This window comes from Glaciimonas sp. PAMC28666 (assembly GCF_016917355.1).
Classification (GTDB): domain Bacteria; phylum Pseudomonadota; class Gammaproteobacteria; order Burkholderiales; family Burkholderiaceae_D; genus Glaciimonas.
The window spans coordinates 4,863,212-4,882,036 of sequence record NZ_CP070304.1; the positions used below are offsets into that span (position 1 = coordinate 4,863,212).

At 51.4% G+C, this 18,825-nt stretch carries 12 protein-coding genes; all 12 read right to left on the bottom strand.

Going from position 1 to position 18,825, the window contains the following annotated elements; translation table 11 throughout:
* Positions 1-34: 34 nt before the first annotated feature.
* Positions 35-1,111, bottom strand: coding sequence for a hypothetical protein (locus JQN73_RS20965; RefSeq protein WP_205320844.1), 1,077 nt, complete (start codon positions 1,109-1,111; stop codon positions 35-37).
* Positions 1,104-1,679: a DUF4255 domain-containing protein gene (locus JQN73_RS20970; RefSeq protein ID WP_205320845.1), complete on the bottom strand. Its 576-nt coding sequence runs from the start codon at positions 1,677-1,679 to the stop codon at positions 1,104-1,106. Before JQN73_RS20970 ends, JQN73_RS20965 begins: the two co-directional genes overlap by 8 nt.
* A gap of 91 nt (positions 1,680-1,770) precedes the next feature.
* Positions 1,771-2,637 carry a hypothetical protein gene (locus JQN73_RS20975; protein WP_205320846.1) on the bottom strand — a complete coding sequence of 289 codons (867 nt, stop codon included), beginning with the start codon at positions 2,635-2,637 and terminating at the stop codon, positions 1,771-1,773.
* A gap of 166 nt (positions 2,638-2,803) precedes the next feature.
* Complete coding sequence (locus JQN73_RS20980; protein WP_205320847.1) at positions 2,804-4,165, bottom strand: ATP-binding protein; 1,362 nt, start codon at positions 4,163-4,165, stop codon at positions 2,804-2,806.
* Positions 4,162-7,518, bottom strand: coding sequence for a contractile injection system tape measure protein (locus tag JQN73_RS20985; RefSeq protein ID WP_205320848.1), 3,357 nt, complete (start codon positions 7,516-7,518; stop codon positions 4,162-4,164). The genes JQN73_RS20980 and JQN73_RS20985 overlap by 4 nt, the downstream gene beginning before the upstream one ends.
* 3 nt (positions 7,519-7,521) lie before the next feature.
* Complete coding sequence (locus JQN73_RS20990; protein WP_205320849.1) at positions 7,522-11,199, bottom strand: hypothetical protein; 3,678 nt, start codon at positions 11,197-11,199, stop codon at positions 7,522-7,524.
* Between the two features lie 42 nt (positions 11,200-11,241).
* Positions 11,242-11,862 (bottom strand): hypothetical protein, encoded by a 621-nt coding sequence (locus JQN73_RS20995; protein ID WP_205320850.1) that lies wholly within the window; start codon positions 11,860-11,862, stop codon positions 11,242-11,244.
* Entirely contained in the window at positions 11,859-15,578 is a 3,720-nt protein-coding gene (locus JQN73_RS21000) for a baseplate J/gp47 family protein (protein WP_205320851.1), read from the bottom strand. The genes JQN73_RS20995 and JQN73_RS21000 overlap by 4 nt, the downstream gene beginning before the upstream one ends.
* On the bottom strand, positions 15,578-16,009 hold the full coding sequence (locus JQN73_RS21005) for a GPW/gp25 family protein (protein WP_240162348.1): 432 nt from the start codon (positions 16,007-16,009) through the stop codon (positions 15,578-15,580). The genes JQN73_RS21000 and JQN73_RS21005 overlap by 1 nt, the downstream gene beginning before the upstream one ends.
* 1 nt (position 16,010) lies before the next feature.
* A complete protein-coding gene (locus JQN73_RS21010; protein ID WP_205320852.1) occupies positions 16,011-16,310 on the bottom strand; it encodes a PAAR domain-containing protein in 300 nt (99 codons plus the stop codon).
* Positions 16,311-16,325: 15 nt separating this feature from the next.
* Positions 16,326-18,113 (bottom strand): type VI secretion system tip protein VgrG, encoded by a 1,788-nt coding sequence (gene vgrG, locus JQN73_RS21015; RefSeq protein ID WP_205320853.1) that lies wholly within the window; start codon positions 18,111-18,113, stop codon positions 16,326-16,328.
* On the bottom strand, positions 18,113-18,820 hold the full coding sequence (locus JQN73_RS21020; RefSeq protein WP_205320854.1) for a hypothetical protein: 708 nt from the start codon (positions 18,818-18,820) through the stop codon (positions 18,113-18,115). The genes vgrG and JQN73_RS21020 overlap by 1 nt, the downstream gene beginning before the upstream one ends.
* Positions 18,821-18,825: the final 5 nt, after the last annotated feature.

Genomic DNA, 18,825 nt, shown 5'->3' on the forward strand with positions numbered 1-18,825 from the left:
TTGAATGTCATAAGATGGTTCAATTGGCACTATGTCACCAATATACGTAAATATTTGCTTGCAGCTCTTGCGGTGAATCTGGCAGCAAATCGTCTAAGACCGGATATGCCAGCTCAGCAGGTCTTGCATAGGGCAGACTGCGCTCTGCACCAGGATTTGCTCGCCCGGCGTCAGCCCGAAAAGAAAAGCTTAGATCGCTGTCCGGAACTTCATATAAGGGCAATCGCTGGCGCGACTTGTACATCATTGCTGGTAAGCCGTTGACCGTAGTTGATGGCTGCACTGAATCAAAGTTAATAGCCGCTGCTGGTTCTCCGATCTCGCGACGACGGTCACTGGTCAGAATGGTGCCCGCGATAGGTCCATCTTCTAAGGAACGACTAATCAGGTAGTAGCACCATACACATTCGCGCCTCGCCAACTGAATTTGATACGACTGTCCAAGTTTTGCATTTGGATCGCTAGCAATATGAATCGCGGCAACGCCCCACTGGCGTGCAGCGTTAATGTCTGCGCTCAAATAAAAATCCTGCGTTGAGTTGTCCCCGATGTGCAGACGGTAGCGGCCATCGTCCAGCCCGGCCAAATCGACCGTGGCAGGGAGCGGCCCGTCGGTTTGCCATACAGCGTCAGATTGTCCGTGCAGACTGACGCTTGCGCCTGCTGCCGAGTTGTCTGTGGATGAAACGTTAAAGCGTGGTGCTCTTAGGGGCAATTTCCCCGTGCCGAACGGTGAGCCTGGCGCGTGTAGCAAGCGCTTATCATTATCGATCAGCGCACTAGCAAGATTATCAAAATAATAGATGCCGGGCACATCAAGGCACTGCGTTGGTGAAGCAATGTCGGTGTAGCTGAGCAAAGCCGGATCACTGCAATGAATCGCAAACGTGAATGGCTGATTTTCGGCATAGCCATCCAGCAATTTTAACGGGTCTTCCGGGTTGCAATACACTTCGGCACCGCCCGGGACGGCCCGGAACAACAAACGATAGCGTTGCAACAAGCGCCGACAATCAGGCGTCGGTATAAAGCTCAAAGGCCGACACGTCTGATCGGCAAAATAACTATGCGTGCAACTGATGTCAAACCAGCGCTGGTAGCCTTTACCCATTTCGGCTTGCTATCCGGGTATCGGTCGCACTAACTGCAGGAATTGACGCTGTCATCCAATTTTCCTGTATGGTCAACATGCGCACTTTGTATAACGCTGAAGGCTGATATTTGCTACCTAGCAGAGAAAATAAATTATTCATTTCGTGGATGCTCAGGCTGACCAGTTCCAGCTGCAGCCGGTCAAGTTCACGTGGAAAAGCCGGGCTGCTTTGCGCATCGAAATAAGTACGCGACTGGAAATAGCCTAGCGCCATGCTTAACAACTGCAGCGCCTGGGTATAATCCGCAAATGAAGCCGTAAGCAACACATACAAATTCAGGTGCAGAGGCGCTTGTTGCAACGCGTATCCTCCATCACTACGCGGCACGACCCCGGCACCCGCAACCGCCGGTTCACGTTCAATGTTGACCAACGAAAATACGATTCGGTTGTCTATACCGGGAGGCGTCGAGCCATCCGGATTTATCAAGCCAGAAACGATCGATAGCGCTTCATTGCTGGGATAGCGTGCGCCAAGGAAGTTGTTTAACTCAGCAGCGATAAAGGTCAGCGTTTTTTCTATCATGGAATGTGCAAAGATAATTTGAGAGCCGTTAGCGTTCTTCAACAACGCAATCGCACGAGTCCACATCGATACAGACGCGGACTCCATAAGATTATTTAGGTACCATTGGACCGTTAGACACGCTCCAGGTAATCGGCTTTGACGTATCACCGCAGGTAACGACAAAATCACCTGCCCCAGCGATGACGGCGAGACCATCTTTTGGATTGCCCGTCATGCCACGAATCGAAAAAATCGGAGCTTGTAGTTTTATCGCAGGCTTCGCCAAATCATATGATAGCAACTGGCCTTCACCAAAAAACACCACGCCGTTGGTACAGTCTCCGCAAATTTTTTCAATAACGATCTGTATTGTCGGCAGGGATTTCCAATCGCAATTGCAATCGGGCCCGCTACGCGCCATGGAAGTTGCGACACGCTCAGGCATAGGCGCTTGATTATTGCTACCGCCGTCATTCGAAACAACAGGCGCACTCGCAACGCTGGCCGGGACCGGGATACCAATAATCACGACACCAGTCTTATTATCGCCAGCGATTCCGTCCACAGTAAAAGGGGGCTTAGTTTTCCATTTCCATGTTGGATTTTCTTCACTTAGATTAATCTGGGCCATCTGTGAACCTGCGGGCGTGTAATCCTTAGAGTCATCAAGGCCATAGATAGTGATGCCGTTCACTGGATCACCTACCATGCCCAAAATAGTAAACGGCGCAGGAGGCGCTGTTTTCCATTTTGCCTGCGGGTTACCCAGGCTAGTAAGATATCGCACATCTTTGTCGGAATAAGCTACCACTCCATTGGCGTTATTCCCACTGATTCCCTTCGGAGTGGCTGCAGTGGTAGTGGAAGGACGCCAAAAGGCGCCAGGCGTTGTTTCTATATTGGATAAAACGCCAAGCTGATCGAGAACGGCAAGACCGCCGCTATTACTACCTGTAATTTGCGTAAAGTTACTCATGTGTGTATCCCTTTATTATTAATGAAAAAGAACTCTTTTTTTTCCTGGTGCGTAACCCACACACAGAACGTGATAAAGCCAATCATTCAACGCAGTAGATCGGAGCGTATCGTCCGAGCCAAAAAATTTAACTTGTTATCTATATTGTTTTTAAAAACCTCCCTGGTCACAACACTTTTCCATCCTTACGTAACTCACGCTTGCAGCCATTCCTTATGTCAATCTGGCTGATCTTGCTATCCGAATCAGCACGCCGCAGCGCATTCAAAGCGGCATAACGCAGCACGTTGATAATCGCGCCACCGGTTAATTCAAACTCTTCGGCGATGCGCTGCAGGTCGACCGAAGCATCAAGTCTGTCTGGCTGCGAAAATGCATTGCGCCAAAGTTGCAGACGCTCTTCAAGCCGCGGCATGGGAAAATAAATCATCGACTGGAAACGGCGCGCAAACGCGTCATCGATATTGGCTTTCAGGTTGCTTGCTAAAATCACCACTCCTGGAAAGTCTTCAATACGCTGCAATAGATACGCAACCTGCGAATTGGCGTGGCGGTCATTCGAATTAGAGGTTTGAGTGCGCTTACCAAATAGGGCATCGGCTTCGTCGAAGAACAAAATCCAGTCATGGTTTTCTGCCTGATCAAATACGCTGCCCAGATTTTTTTCGGTTTCACCTATGAATTTTGACACCACCATTGCAAGATCAACCCGGTACACATCCAGACCGGTGGCTTTTCCGAGCAGTGTTGCGGTCAACGTTTTTCCGGTACCGGGCGGACCGTAAAACAGACTGCGAAAGCCTGGCTTAAGATGTTTGTCAAGCTGCCAGTCTTGCATCAGCGTCGGCCCGTGTTCTATCCAGGCTTTGATTTCCTCGACTTCTTCACGGATGGTTTGCGCCAGAATCAAGTCGCCCCAACCAAGTTTGCAGGTCAGGCGCTGAGCAGGAAAACTATTCGAAAAGGTGGGCTGGAATACACCGCCGCTAGTGAGTAAATCGAGACGTTCGTGTCCTATTTTTAAGGCTTGACCGAACACACTGAGCGAGCGCGTTGCATCGGTTTCTTCGCTGAGATCCAGCAGTTTGTGGCGCCGAAAAAAATGTTCTGGCGTAAATAACGATTTCAGCGCCAGACGCTGCACCATATCACCGCCTGTCAGGATGAATGCACCGGTTTCGATACTGGGCCAGAAGCCGCTATGGCTGCCAGAAATGATACCGCCAAATTCGGTATAGTTACGCCCGGTTAATGCATTTTTGATCAAGAAAGGATCGAACAAATCTGGCTGCAAATGTGGGGCTAAAGCTAAAACCAATATTAGGCGCTCATCGAACGACATAGCATGCGTGAGCAAGGTATCCGCATAAGCGGAGTCGTCAGGAAGCAGCGCTGGCGGTGCAATCTGGCGCACATGTTGGTAATCGCACGTATCGCCGAAATGCAGACGCAGGCCAACATCAATCAGTTGCCCGGCCCAAGCCAGTTCCCGAGCTAATGTCGCACCATTTTTTTCCAGTTTCATCATGTCCACTTGACCCATAACACCTGCGACATCCATGACAGGCGTATCGTCGATAAGCCCCAGGGCAAACTACCGAGCAGCATGTCGAAAGGTTTTTTTTCAACCGATAGGGTCCAATCGTCATCGCCACGGGTCAGCGTGCCGCTACGCGTCAGAAAGGTCTCCTGGAGCGCTTCTATGGATGAATTCTTGAGTTTGTCCCAATTTTGCGTGACGCTGAACAGCAATTGGCGAGACAATTCACGCTCTAAATCGGTAACAGGATCGCAGAACGACAAAGGTGCACAGCTTGGCATGCCACAGAGTATTTTTCCCAGCAGCAAGGCATGCTCAGCCGGATCTTCATCTCCATTTACCAGAAACTGCAAGAGCTTGACAGCTCGGCTGCTGCTATGGACGTCACGAAATTGCTGACCTTCTAATAGCCCAAGCGTACGGAAATAATGATCGAAAAAAGGCCACAGCAAAACCATGCCAGCATTTTCAACATAAAACGCTTGCTTGGTTGGTAGCTCCGCCGATGGCTCTATTACAACCTGCGCGGCCTTCTCCTCAGGAAGCGCCTTGACCCGACGTAGCCATTGGATATTGACTTCTCGTATCGCGTCAAGCAGTATCAGGCGTTCCGCGGTCGCGTAGCGTTTGCCGGACAGGCTTACTTTCACCGCATCAAGTAAATCCGGCAACTGCAATTGTTCTGCTACGGATAAGCGCTGTAACGATTTGCGTAAAAGTGGTTTTAAGTTGAAGATGGTGCTGCGTTGGGCATGAATCTGGCGCAATACTTCGTCAGCGAAAATACTGCTGCTTCGCCCTGCACGCAAGCGCCCCAGACCATCATGCACAGCCGCCATGCAAAGTGTCACGTTCTTGTAGGCATCGGGAAGCAATAACTGCACGATTTTTTCGAGCAACATCGGCGACACGGCTTCCAGCAACCGTACACGCTCCAGATCACGCCCGATCAATTTCAACAACAGTTGGCGCAGTCGTCCGGGCGAGCCGGTCAAAGCCGCGTTGAACAGGCTGGTCAGGGTTACAGTACTCCCGGATGTTGATGGCAACCGGCCATATTGCAAAAAATGGCGCAGGACAGAAACACTATCGATAGTCGCAGACGGCCCCATTTGCAGGGGATCTTCATCCGGCTCTATGTGCCCCGCGTAATCCGCCTCCGCTGGAATATTGAGTGGAAGTCTCTCCGCGAGATCTGTCATTTCCGCCGTATGCGCCAGCATATCCAATAACGGCATAAAACGCGTCTGACTTTCTGCGCCAGCAATACAGACTTCGTGCAACATTGCAATATAGCGCGCATGCTTAAGACCAAGTGTGCGCGCACAGGCTTTACTAAGCTCATCCAGAAAACGCCGCGGCGAAGACGCTTGTAGGTCATTTTCCAGTAACAGCCTCACTATTTCCCCGACATGCAATGGCATGGCCCTCGCCTGTTGCATCTGACTTAAATCGGCATGCCTCGACAAACCGGCGGCGGCTTGTAGCAAGGTGTTGATAAAGCCAGCGTAACCCAGTGCTGTTCTGTGTAAAAGCCGTAACAATTGGAACGGTGCGACATTTTGTAGCAAACGCTTTACTATCGCTTCCTTCAGCACCGACTGGCGCATCAACGGACGCAGGCGAAGCAACGCAGCCGGTAGGTCATCGAACAGCATGCCTTGTCGAAGTAATTGCGCCAGGCCATTGGGCGTCGTGTGAGCAGCGAATGTCGATGGCAAGCGCCCGTATTCCAGATAATGCAACGCTACCTCCTGCGCCGTGTACCTGTTTGCCAATGCGGTTTCCGGCCCGGCGCTGCACATCTCTGACAGCGATTCCCCCGCCAACGTTTGAAAGATCAAGCCCAAACGATGGCCGGATACTACCTGAGGGGCAGCGCTAATGAGTTCCTTTAACAGAACCTGAAAACGCAGTCCGTGGCGTGCCGCCAGCTTTTGTATCAGGTTTTTAATAAACGAACGGGTATTAAAATAAGAACCGCGTTCAACCAACAAATAATTTAAAACGATTTCCCATAAGCTGCGGGCATAGCGACGGCTATCTTGCTGTATGACGGCTTGGCTTACATGGCGCTGCCGTATATCGGCCACATAGTCATTAATTTGCACGCCACCGACTGGCTCGAGCAAACACACCAATTGCTGTAAGGCCGGCTCTGTTAGCGCGTCCAGAAGTCGGGTACGCACTGTAGATCGCGCTCCCAGACGACGCACCATCGCGCACAAGTGCTGTGGCTGGCGGCGCATAAGGGCGACGATGATGACCGCAACGTTGGTTCCATATGCGCAGGTTTCGGGCAATACGCCATACTCAAAAAAAACTTCCAGAGTATGCAGGTCCTGCGCCGCTGCAACTATGGGATAGGTAGCGTTAGATGCAGGGTCGGAAACGATATAAGCTGTGGACGTAACTGTGGCCGTACTTGTGGCTTCCCCTGCTCTCGGCTCCGTTTCCTGACGCAGCGCCGACAATATATCTGGCAATGCATAGCGGCGGGACGCTGGCAGGCTGAGACCGTCAACGCATTGCATCATTTGTTGAAGCAGTTCAGGGTATGCGATCCGATACCGTTGCGCCATGCGCTGCAAGTTGCTGCCGATAAAAGATTTGGTGTTGAAGTGCGAACCGCGGTCCAATAACAGGTAGTCCAGAACGAATTTCCACAACACTGATTCGAATGTGTCCATAGGCTCACGGACCAGAGGTTGCTGCTGATGCAGCATTTTCAGGTCTGAGACAAAATTGATAATGATCGCCGCATCTCCTTTCGCCAGCAGCTGGACCAGCGCCACGAGGACCGGCCGCGACAAACTATGCGCAAGCTTAGAGCGGCGGCTCTCGTAGGAGCCTAAGGTCTGCAGATACGTGGCCAGTGCTTCTGGTATTGTGACGAGCGCATCGCGTACCAAATTATCTGCATTGCCAGCGGTGCTGTTAGTTGCCAAAAAAACGATCAATTCGCTGAGCGCCGGCTCAGATGTCAACACGAACGACGCAGGCGACGACTCGGCCGCCGAATTCCCTGCAGGATACGGATTGGAAAATGCTGCTATTTTCCGCAGCGCGACGCTCAGCGTCTCAGTTATCTTGAGCGCCAGATCTTTTTCCAGCGTCTCTGCGTTAACGATACCGAGCTCAAGGACAAGAGAGTCCAGCACAATATCTGGCATTCCGCCTGGTACCGACCCGAGCGCTGCATCAATCGCATCTTCGAAGCCTTCGTGACAAAATACGCTGACGCGGTCTTGTACCGGATTGGCTTGCGCTGAGGACCCCAACTCCAGTTCAAATAAAAGTTTGTGGATGCGGGTAGTTGCCGTCGGCAATTTGGCTCCCATATGCTAGGCCGAGGTCGGTAAACGTTGGATAAACAAACACAAACGCCGCGCCGCTTCATTCAAGGCTGCGGCTTGGTCAGCTCGGTTAGACCGGTTGGACAAATCCAAGTTGTTTTTCTGATGGGTTGCGTTCGCAGATGGAGCATGGCATGCATATTTGCATTGCATCCAATCGCCATGCAAGCGCTTGAATTTAGCCATCATAACCGTACTCAACCAATAACACTGGGCCGCCAGATGCGCTGGACAGTTTTCTCTGACGCTGCGTTCGGCAAAGTCTCTGAACCCGTGGTTTTGAAAGCGAATTGGCCACTCCGGGAAAAATAGGCTAAGCCGCATCGAATAAAAAGGAGCGGATGGCAGTCTGGGTAACTGCTTTAATTTTGCGACGTGCCGCGCTAACCGCGCACCATGGCGCCGCGCTTCCGACTCGGACGGGTGTTCCTGTTTGTCGCAAGCAATCAAGACTCCGCTACTGGCGTACAGCACCGCTCGATGACAATCACTTTGTGTAGTTTGTACGGATAGCTTACCAAGGTTACTTAACCACTCCAGCACTTTCTCAGGGTCGGCTTTGAATTCTTTTTCAAGCGCAGGCGTAAATTCCCATTCCAATTCTTCCCAGTCAATCTCGACGTGAACGTCGATAAGATGTTTCTGTTGATGCTGCTCGGTTGTCGGCTGGGGGCGTAACAACACATGTTCTAACAAAATCAACTCTTCATCGACGTAGACATTTTGGGGATCATTAAAAAAAGTCCCCAGATGTTGCGTGATATCTTTCAGTGCAGCATGCGCTTGCTCACGATTGATGGCGCGATACACTACTTGTGGCTGGTGAACGGCTTGCTTCTCTTCTTGGTGGTTTGCGACTTGGGGCCAGTTAAACAACAATATAGCCCGCCCGTCGTCTAGCGTCTTAATGTTGTATCGACGAGGGTCAATGCCGTGTTTCAGAAGACTTTGAAATGTATTCTGATTATCATAAGAATAGACAAATTGGCCTGCCTGCGTCTGGTTCAGCTTACTGTTATAACTGTAGTGAGTGTGCTGACGATAGCTAAACTTGTTCGAAACCGGGCCCCGGTGAGTCGGATGTACTTCTTGTCCGTTGCCCAGCAGACCTAACAAACAAAACAAACGGTTTTCCAGACCAGAACGCGTGGCAGTGCTGATCTGATGATGCGCGGTGTAATCGTAAGCGCTGCTACGCCGGCTACTGAGTTTGTCATAATGACGTAGAAACGTTAGCTTCCAATGCATCACATCTGAATAGAAATCAGACTTCTCGCCAAAGGACCGTGGATCCGCGCTTGACAATGCGACATCGTCAAAAGCTTCACCAACGCGCGCCAGCAAATGATCGAGAAAGCGGTTTCTGCGATGTACCATATCGTCAAGCTCATCTACCAGGCGGGCGAGACCGACACGATACGCTTGCAGCCCAGACTGTAAGTCGTCCTCGACGGCGGGAGATACCAAGGGTACCGATGCTGCTGGCAGTAACTGTATGTGCTGCGCTTGCGCGGTAAGGTCGCAGCACAGGTCGCCGATTTTTTCAACCAGCATATCTCTGTGAGTTACAGCTAATGCATGCGAGCCAAAGCGTTCAACGCCGGACAGAATAGTCTGCGTCTCGTTTTTGCACAACATGACGTGAAAACGACGGTTTTTGTGATTAATAATGCGAAAATTATGGGCATTCACGCCATATTCGAGCAAATCCACAACGCAAGATTTTTGTTGAGCAACTGTCAGTTTTTCTGCGCTTAATACTCTGCGGCCCTTAAGGTCGTTGAAATGCACAGCCATTACACCGCGGGTTTTGATGGTCAGTAATGGTCTTATATCTTGTCCTGCGATGTTTTCCAGCAGGTGCGCGAGCCGCGCAATCCTGCGCTGTGCCGCCTCGCGCGTGGCGAAACGTTCTCCACCGAACGCAATTGCAGCGCCATGCTCGTCATTCAGGACGATATGCCAGCGCTCCGCGTGTACTGCCACGCTGTGATAATGGCGAGAGTGCGCGCCGTGCGTCATCAACTTCGAACGCAATTTATCCGCCTCTTCTTGCGTACCCGCTTCTCTGCTCACAAGCAGGATCATCGACAGAGGGTGCACGCCCTTAAGATAGACCACGTAATGATCCTGGTCCTTTGGCGGAATGCTCTCTGCGGCCGCCTTGCGCGTATTGAACACAGCGAGCTTGAGTAGATCAGGCGGCGCGTTCCTGTCTTTCCGCTGGGCATCGGAGCCATCGACCAATGCCTGCGAAAAATACGAATTAGGAATATCATCGTCCAGAGAAAACAGTTTTCCTGCGTGGGCAATCTGGGCGCAATAATCGGTCAGTATCTGCTCAAAAAACAGTAAATAAGTTTTTAGTTGCCGCGCTTGTATCAGTTGTTTTTTGCGCTTCTCTGGCGCGCTGTCACGATAGCGCACGCCTTTGTCGCCAATGCCATAGGTGACTGGAAAGTGATGCTGAATAGAATAATACCGACCGAGATCCCGGAACGTACCCGCCGGCGGCTGCAGATAGAGATCCTCGGCGCTCGCTTTTTCCGACATTTTTTCGGCATACTTCCTGTTTGCCATCAGCGTCTGCATATGTCGGAACACGCGTTCGGAGTCGACCAGACATGCGATGCTTTTGCGCCTGATGACGATAGGGTAAGTGAGCGCGGGCAGCGGAGCGTGGCCGCCTGAATACGATTTTCTTGCCTCGGATGGAGGATTGAGTGATGTAAAAATAGACGGTGCCAGGCGTGGAACGGTACCAGCCTCAATCGGCACGTCTCCCGTCAGGTATTTATTTTTATCCACGGTAATGCAGAGGCCACCAACAGCGATCACACCAGCAATACTCGTAATGATACGGGCCACGTCCTCGACCCTAAATTTTATTGGAAGCGGACATAGTTGCGTATCATCGATAATCCCAAGTTCCAGTTTTGGACCGCAAAATATAGCATCGTAGGATGCGCCTATGGCGGCATCGGGCGAAGATGTCACATGCGGATACGGTATCAACTGGTTTTGTATCGCATCCATGATATTGCCCAACACGGCGGTAGGATTTGCCGCCTCATCAATTTCTACGAGGGCCTCGACCCACACAGGTAGTGGCTCAAGTACATGTACCGTCAGAAAATCTTCTCCAAGGTTGCGATGCCGATTGAGCAATGATTGCACCGCTTGCTCTAGCGCTAATATTGCCGATGACTCGGCTTTTTGGTCAGCGACTTCTTCGCCAAAGGTTTCTATCTGGACCGCGTAAAGGCCTTGTATCCCACTCTTGGTATCCCGCTTCAACCAAACATTTTTCAGATTCTTGCACTGATCGTAAAGAAGTTTGCGGTAGTCGTTGATAGTCAGCGGCGCACTGGTCAATATTTTTTCGCCGCCGAACAACGCGTCGCGTGATTGATAAGGGGTTGCACCGGGTCGCTGAGGTGCTGGTGCCAGCAGATCCGGCATGGGGGTCTGGATGCGCAAACCAAGATCGGTCATTGCGTAACAGAGTTGCTCCAGAATGGTAACGCCGGGATCATGTTCGTTGTAATCGGTCCAGATATCGCCGCCTAATTGCTGGCTATTGCGTATGCCTTGTTTTAGCAGCGCGCCAAAATCCACGCTGGTCAATAGAGGCGCTGTCCGTGAAATAAATGCCGGTTTTTTCATGCGATCAGGCCGAACATTAAACTAAAAATTCGCATCGATTGTTTACCAGACTCGGGTGATGTTGAACTGAATCGCCACCGGCTTACCCTCAGAGTCAAGGCCAAAGTCGATTCCAGTACCGATGCACAGATCATATTTAGCCGCGCTCTTCTTCCAGCGCAGCTTTATTTTGTGGCGAATATCCCAGCTGCGGCAACTACAGGTCTGACTAATATCGTCCGCATTTCCGTTAAAGCTGAGTAGCACAATCGCGTGGGTTACGGCATGGCGATGTTTAGAGGTGACAACGCCTGAGGCACTTGCGACAATCTCAAAACCATAACAATCGTACAGGCCGGTCATGATCGGATGACTGCGTCCATCGGCGGGCACACTGCCCACCGCGAGATTCATCGCTGACTGGATTTGTTTTTGCGAATCCGAACCTTGATACTGGTCGACGTGCGCGGAAGCGCCGCACCAACCAGGAGCCAGGTTCACCAGGTTCGAGGTTTGCGGTAACTCCGGCACAGGAGGTGAAATTACTGCTGGAAACGACAGATCATCTGCTTTGAATATCGCGTCAATCAATGCGGAAAAATTACTTTCATTGGGCATACTGCCATTTTTGAACTGCGCTTTCAGCTCATCTTTAGGGCTGAGATTTTTGATAATGCTAGTCATAATTTGTCCTCAGTAGATGCATACATGCGATTAAAAGCCACGACATAGGTGGGGCTTGCGGTCGGCGCAACGACCAGGGCAAGCGGCATTGCACCACCGACACCGAGAATAAAATTCTCACCCAATGTCATTTTTCCAACCCCAGTTTGAGGCTGCGGGTCCAAGTCGCTCCCGGATTTAATCTGATGCAATGCTACTGGCATAAAAACCGACAACGGTGTCAATGCCAGCGCGCTATCGGACTCAGCGATCCAGACGAATTTATTACCCTGCTCTGTGATATTTTCTTGCGCCATCCATACTTTGCTGATGCGTTCGATATAAGTCAGAGTCCGGATAAAGCGGGCCAGATCGTGACCATGAACCTGGCCGCAACCGATATTTAACGGCACCAACGGGTTCTGCAGCCAAGGCGCAAGATAGTCGGAAATATCGGCGTTAAGCTGCTTGATGCATGCACCGTCGGATTGATCCGCCTTAAACACGACATTCACGTACACCTTTAGTGGCTCATAGACCGGATTACAGATGTGAATCTCGCCGACAAACTCAGAAATGTAAGGTTGCAAGCTATCTGCAATATCCGTCAAAGTATGCAAGGTGAAGGGCGCTGGCTCGATAACAAGTGCTTCAAGGTTGTCAACGGGTGTGGCGCTGGACGCCACAGCAATCACCACAGTTCCCGTCGCTATCCGTAACCCTTCCGGAAATCCGGCACTGTTATTAGCGGTTATGCACTTGGCCTGGAGCACAGCAGGAAATGCGTCCAGCACAAGCTGTTCATAATCGCTAGGCTGACTCGCCCGCTGCTTATGCTTCAGGCGTTCGCTAATTCGGCTACGGAATACCGATGGGGATTCAGCCGCCCTACCGTTGTCACTGGCATACGGCTGTAAGACTTTTTTGATCGCAGGGGTTTTCTTAAGTAGTGCCTTGATGCTGGCTGGCATAAGGGACAGAGTAGTGGCATCTTGCGCGGCCAAACAGCGGGTAGCAGTGACAGCGTTAGGCACGATGTCAACGCAAAGTGTATCCAGCGCTTCTTTGGCGGCCCGCACTTCTATCCAGAACTGACCGCTCGGCATCACGCTGTTGTTGTCATTCAAGTCTGCGGGCAATGCAAATCTGACTACGCCTGAACGTGTGAAGTCTTGCGTGCCTGACTGTACCGCATATGCTGGAAAATCATGCCAGCGGTCGCTACTCAAGTAGCGCCAGCGAATCGCTGCCATTGGTTTTGGGACCGACTCGTCGGTAGCATTCCCCGCATCGTCGCGCTTCCATACATGTTTAGTGGCACTAGGTTCGCGTATTTGAAAATGAAGGCTGAGCGTCTGCGGAGGGGTCAGATTTTTCAGGCCAATGTACAGGCGTCCTTCGCAACCGTCGTCTGCCAGCAAAAAGGTTGGCGCATCCTTCTGTATTGGGCAACTGCCAAATGGATAAAGGTAATGTAGTTTAGGAAACTCTTCACCCCTTTCGCTTTCCGCGATCACAATGGAATCGCTGGCACCATACTCGCAACTGATGTACTTTACTTGGGGGGCAATTGGCGGATTGGGCAGTGGAACAGGCGTTCCCGTTGATTTCTTCAACGTTGCACTAGCGTTAAGCAGCACCTGGCTGCGGAACGCGGCCGGAAACACTGCACTGCCAAAGCCGTCCTGGGGAGACGCCAACGCTAGCCGGAGCGTACCAGGTGCCGGACAAGGAACGCGCGGGGAAGCTGTAGCATCCACCAAAGGCGTATTGTTGAAAGTGATAGCGGCTGTACTGACCTGATTGGGGTAAAGCGGCTGAAGTGTCTGATCCATCCACCGGCGTCCGTTGTAGACGCTTGGTTGAATTTGAAATGTATCGGCTAATATAATCGCCGGCGCGTAATACGCATAATAGCTGTCAAAGCTGGCAGCAGCCAGCGGCAAATTAAGCCAGATTAGGGAAATTTTTACATCCCTGAGATTGTCTTTGCCTAACTCGGCATGCGCAATATCGAAATGCGCACCACACGCGCCCAGTGCGCCAAACGGAAAAAACGGCTTATCCACGGCAATCTGACCCAAATCTCCGCTCAACGTCAGGTTCCGTAAGTCAGAGACCACGACGTTGAGATCAACCTGTTTGAGCTGAATGTTAGAAAAACTGGAATATTGATACACACTGGCGTCAGAGTTCAATACCAGTCGCACGCAAGGCCATGGGCCAGGCGGTGCGCCAGCCAAGGCTTGGTTGCACACCATCGCAGGTTGATCTGGACCTAAGCTAAAACAAACATCGATAACGATGTCGTCCTGCGCTTCAGATTGCTCTTGGGAATATTCAAACGCAACCCGCATCCATTCTTTGGCGGTGCTGACGAAGAGCTTGAAACCTTCGCCGAACAGCGTGTTTATATTTGCAGTCTGCTGCTCCCTCTGTCGGGAAAGCTCAGTACGAATGGCGCTTGAATTGGCAGCATCGATAATAAACTTGATTGTGACCTTCCGTTCGCCTTCGCTGAGCAACAACACAGGTGATGTGATCATCAATCCGAGCTCGGCATCTTGCGTAAACGGGGCGGAAGGCGACTGAGAGGAGGCGGAAAACATCGGCCAACCCAGCGCTGGATTTTTCAAAGGAGCGTCAATGCCGTCCTCCGTGTTGGCCGCCAGAGTCACCAGTGCACGCCGCACCCAGGCTGGTGCCGCGTTATCTCGCTCCAAGGTAAGACGATACAAGGAGCACCGCTTAGCCGGTTGGACAACGATATCGGCATCGGTCGCGTACAGAATATCTTCGCCAACCAGATTTTTACCGCCCATTAGCAAACTCTTGGCCGGCAATAGCCACGATGTAAAGCCGGGGGCGAGTTCGAACATCACGGTGACACTATCAGCTTGACCTCGACGTTCGCTCAGTTGAAGCACGCTGCGGTAGTAATAGTCAAGATGACGTTCGGTAAAATTATTTAGATCGTTTTGCAAAAACTGCATTAATTGCAAGAGTGCAATCAACAAAGTAGTGTGTGGCGGATGGTCTGATTTATTGCTGAGACTAAGCTGCAGTTCCTCCTGCGCTACCCCTTGTAATTGCGTCAGTGCAGCATCCACAGCGTTGAGTTGCTTCACCAGCGTATCGTCGATGGTGAAGCTGCCCTCCCCCGCTGCTGTCGCTGGGGTTAGACGCCACGGTGCCTGCGCATACCATTTCACCGCTGCACCGGTGGCGTCCCTGGCGCGACTATCCCATAGCGCAGCCCATTTTTTATTGTTAAGTATAAAATCCAGAACGTTCGCTAAGGCAGGTTGAATCAATGCTTCTAGCGTCGATGCCAGATTGTTGGACATCGCGTCATTGTCGGCCAGCTGTGTACGCAGATACCAGTCGTCAATACAGCACAACCGTGTATAGATGGCGTCTATCAAATCGCGTTCAGCCGTCTCATCCCATACCAGCTGACGTGCCAGGCGATTGGTGTCGAAAAGTGCTTGATCAACTTTGTAATTACACACTTCTGCCAACAAAAAACTGATATCGGCATTAAAAAAGACACTCCAATCGCCTTGCGGCTGCGCGCCACCGGTTTCATCCGGTCCATAAAAATTCAATAATTTGGAAAACTTTTGTGCAAATGTCAGGAAATGCGCTATCGATCGCTCGTCCACTAATACTGACGACGGATCTAGTGCGGGGGTGAAGCGCGCACTTTGAGTGGTACCCCAATCCGGGCGGCGCATCAGGGCGAGCCGATCTGGCGCACGTTACTGCCTTCGAGCAGGTAAAACGGATAGACCATGTTGCTACGGGTATTGGTTTGCGGAATAGAGTAGCTCAACGATATGTTGAGCTGCCCCGAATTGCTCTCATCCTCCTCAACCACAATATCGATGACAAGAATGCGCGGTTCGAAGAATAAGATGGCGCGCTTCAGCAAGTCTTCGATGCGGCTAAACAATTCGACCCCGATGGTCTCGAATACTTCGTGCTCCAGGGTACATCCGTAGGCGGGTAGCATGGTGCGCTCGCACAACGTCGTTGAAAACAGAATGTGCAGGCTTTCGATAATATCTTGCTCACCCTGCACCATTCGCACGCTTCCCTGATTGTGATCAAATTCGGGTGGAAAGCCCCAACCTCGCCCCAGAAAACTACCGTCGGAAGCCGCCACTTTATCCACCTATCATGACGGTCGGAAAACCCAGCACAATGCTGCCGCCATGCGCAGTGGTATCGCCCATTCGTGCGGCTGGCTTGCCGCCTATCATGACCGTACTCGAACCCATAGCGATGCTATCGGGTGGACCGACGCAGACCAGCATATCGCCGACCACAGCGGCGGGTAGCTTTCCTATCATAACGGTTGGAACGCTCGGGCCAATCACCGGGCCGCCAACGTGCGGAATCGGTGGTAGTCCCGGTGTCAGCATCGGACAAACGTGCATGTCGGTAATTCTTGCAGCTGGAGGCATGTCGTGGTCTCTATTTTAATTAATCATGACCATTGCGCCACGCACCGTGACCTGACCCGATGAGGTTATTTCCGCGCTAGCCTGACCCTGGCCGGATAAGGCCATCGTCGCTTTGGTTTTAACGTTCATACCCTGCATGTCGAGATCGGCACCGGCCTTGACGGAGATCCCGGTACCTGACTGAATATTCACGGCGCCGCTGGCTTTGATACTGATATCACCTGGGCTGTCGAGGGTCACGCCGTCGGAGGTAAAGCTGAGTTTGTTTTTATTTGAATCGACGATAGTCAGCGTTGTGTCGTCATCATTGAGCGTAATGATATGACCGCCCGGGGTCTCGATGCGCAGGATTTTTTTAACATCGTCCATGCTGATCTTGAGTTGGCTATTGGTGACAATCGCCTTATTGGTGTTGGGTGCGTCACCCGGATACGGCGGCGTATGCTGGCTGCTGTACAGACTGCCCAGTACGATTGGATAGCTGGGATCGTCATTCAGAAAGCCAAGGATGACCTCATCACCCATTTCTGGCACGAAGAAAATACCACCGTTTTTGGTTGCGTACCCGCTTGCCAGCCGCGCCCAAATACCGTCGCCGTCCACCCCGATCATCGGAACATCGACCAAAATTCGATTTTGACCGTCAGGGTCTTGATCGATTTGCTTGACTTTTGCAATCTGCAAACCGCGCACGCCTGAAGATAGACCCGCCGCAGGAGGCGGGGCAATATCGTCAACCTGGTCGATGAACCAGGCGTTATCCATGCCAAAACCAACTTCAGTGCTCCAGTCGCCGCCTTCAATTGTCTGTGTGACGCTAGCGACAAAGGCAGAGCCGTTAAAGCGCGCCCCCAATCCAGCCAATTGCACCATCTGACCCGGACGTGGTGTGGCGTTACCGCAAAACGTAACGGTGCCGCGCAATCGCGCCAGACGTGATTTAAGCAACTGGGCGTTAGCCCAGACCGCCAATTGTTCGGCCGTCAATGGAACACAACTTTGCAAGGCGTATGCGGGCAAATCCAGTACGCCGGACAACGTTTTCCCGCTCAAATTCCCTTGCGCGTTGACCGTCGGCTCGGTCGACGTTCCCTCGGCTAGCGCCTGTTGCGTAAAGTCCCAGGCACTACATTTCACCGACGTTAATTGGGTACACGCATCGATTTCAGCATCAATTTCAGCCAGCGCATTGCCGTAGCCGATCAGCAATTCGGCTTCGCCGTCCAATTCAGGCGGCCCTACTTTGACTTTTCCATCTTCGACAATCACGATGTGACCATTGATTTCAGCGCGGCTTACCAAAAAATCCCAGTCGGTCGCGTAGTAACGCACAACAGCGTCGTGCTGATCGGTAGTGGAACTCACATCGGCACTCAGGCCGGCATCAGCGATTAAGGTCTGGAATATAGCGCTATCGCTCTTGCCCAGATAGGCGCTCTTGCGGCCCTGGGTCAATTTGAGTGCTTTGTCGTAGCAAGAAATAACCAGCGAAGACTTGCCGCCACTTCTGATCTTGATAGCGTGTTTAACAACGATGCCTTTAAAAATGCTGGCATCGGTTCCGTGATAGCCCGCCATAATCTCGATCTCGGTACCGGGCGCGAAGCTCGCAGTTTCACTAATGGCGAAAGTTTCGTCGGACGAGCTACCATCAAGCAAGGTAATTTTTGCGCTGGGAATACGATTGATCTGCTTCTGCACCCGTACCTGAGACACATCATAAATATCCGGCATCCGGTCGCCGTTAATCAAAATTGTAAAGCTGACCAGGTCGCCCTGATCGTTTAATGGCGATATTGGCATCAGGCGGTTCCGAGAGGTGGAAAGACGATAGTGGACCCAACTTCAAGAACGCGGAAATGCGTCATTTTGTTGAATTGCGCAACCTTAAGGTAATAATCTGGTGATCCATAGATGTTCTCGCACATAAGGGGCAAGGTGTCGCCCGCGGTAACGGTACGTGTATGCGTCAAATCCGGGGAACTTGAACGTTCCATTTTGACGATAAAATCCGGCGATAAAAATTCTTGAAATTTGACTGTTATTTTGACCCGTAACGGTTGCCCGTTAGGTTTGAATAGCGTGTAATCGATATTCATACTTGTGAGCCGACACCGGAAGTTCATGCGCCCCCATACAAGTTTTAGATAATTGGGGCTATGAATCTCTCCGTTATAGGTATAAATAAGAGTTTTGAATTGTTTGATGGCCAGTGTCAGATCGAACGGCTTTGGCTCGATATCTGGCTTGGTCGGTATCGCGCCGGTAGCATCCATATAGAAATTAAAGGATATCGTTTCTGGCGAAAGATCCGAAAATCGTGTGGTCTGCCCCGGCTTTTCGCTCGCTTTCAGAGGCAAATAACTGGCCGTGTGGTCGTGCGTATAGCTCTCTGGATTAATTTGCAGCTCATACGGATTAGTAAGCTTTTGCCCCTCTATCGCAATCAATTTCAGATACGCACTGTCCTTATAGGCGTAAATTTTTAACTTATTGCGGGAATCAAGCATATAAA

What these genes read in the sequence shown, in the direction of transcription:
- JQN73_RS20965 (WP_205320844.1), bottom strand. Translation starts at nt 1,111, where the DNA reads ATGGGTAAAGGCTACCAGCGCTGGTTTGACATCAGTTGCACGCATAGT.
- JQN73_RS20970 (WP_205320845.1), bottom strand. Translation starts at nt 1,679, where the DNA reads ATGATAGAAAAAACGCTGACCTTTATCGCTGCTGAGTTAAACAACTTC.
- JQN73_RS20975 (WP_205320846.1), bottom strand. Translation starts at nt 2,637, where the DNA reads ATGAGTAACTTTACGCAAATTACAGGTAGTAATAGCGGCGGTCTTGCC.
- JQN73_RS20980 (WP_205320847.1), bottom strand. Translation starts at nt 4,165, where the DNA reads ATGATGAAACTGGAAAAAAATGGTGCGACATTAGCTCGGGAACTGGCT.
- JQN73_RS20985 (WP_205320848.1), bottom strand. Translation starts at nt 7,518, where the DNA reads ATGGGAGCCAAATTGCCGACGGCAACTACCCGCATCCACAAACTTTTA.
- JQN73_RS20990 (WP_205320849.1), bottom strand. Translation starts at nt 11,199, where the DNA reads ATGAAAAAACCGGCATTTATTTCACGGACAGCGCCTCTATTGACCAGC.
- JQN73_RS20995 (WP_205320850.1), bottom strand. Translation starts at nt 11,862, where the DNA reads ATGACTAGCATTATCAAAAATCTCAGCCCTAAAGATGAGCTGAAAGCG.
- JQN73_RS21000 (WP_205320851.1), bottom strand. Translation starts at nt 15,578, where the DNA reads ATGCGCCGCCCGGATTGGGGTACCACTCAAAGTGCGCGCTTCACCCCC.
- JQN73_RS21010 (WP_205320852.1), bottom strand. Translation starts at nt 16,310, where the DNA reads ATGCCTCCAGCTGCAAGAATTACCGACATGCACGTTTGTCCGATGCTG.
- vgrG (WP_205320853.1), bottom strand. Translation starts at nt 18,113, where the DNA reads ATGCCAATATCGCCATTAAACGATCAGGGCGACCTGGTCAGCTTTACA.
- JQN73_RS21020 (WP_205320854.1), bottom strand. Translation starts at nt 18,820, where the DNA reads ATGCTTGATTCCCGCAATAAGTTAAAAATTTACGCCTATAAGGACAGT.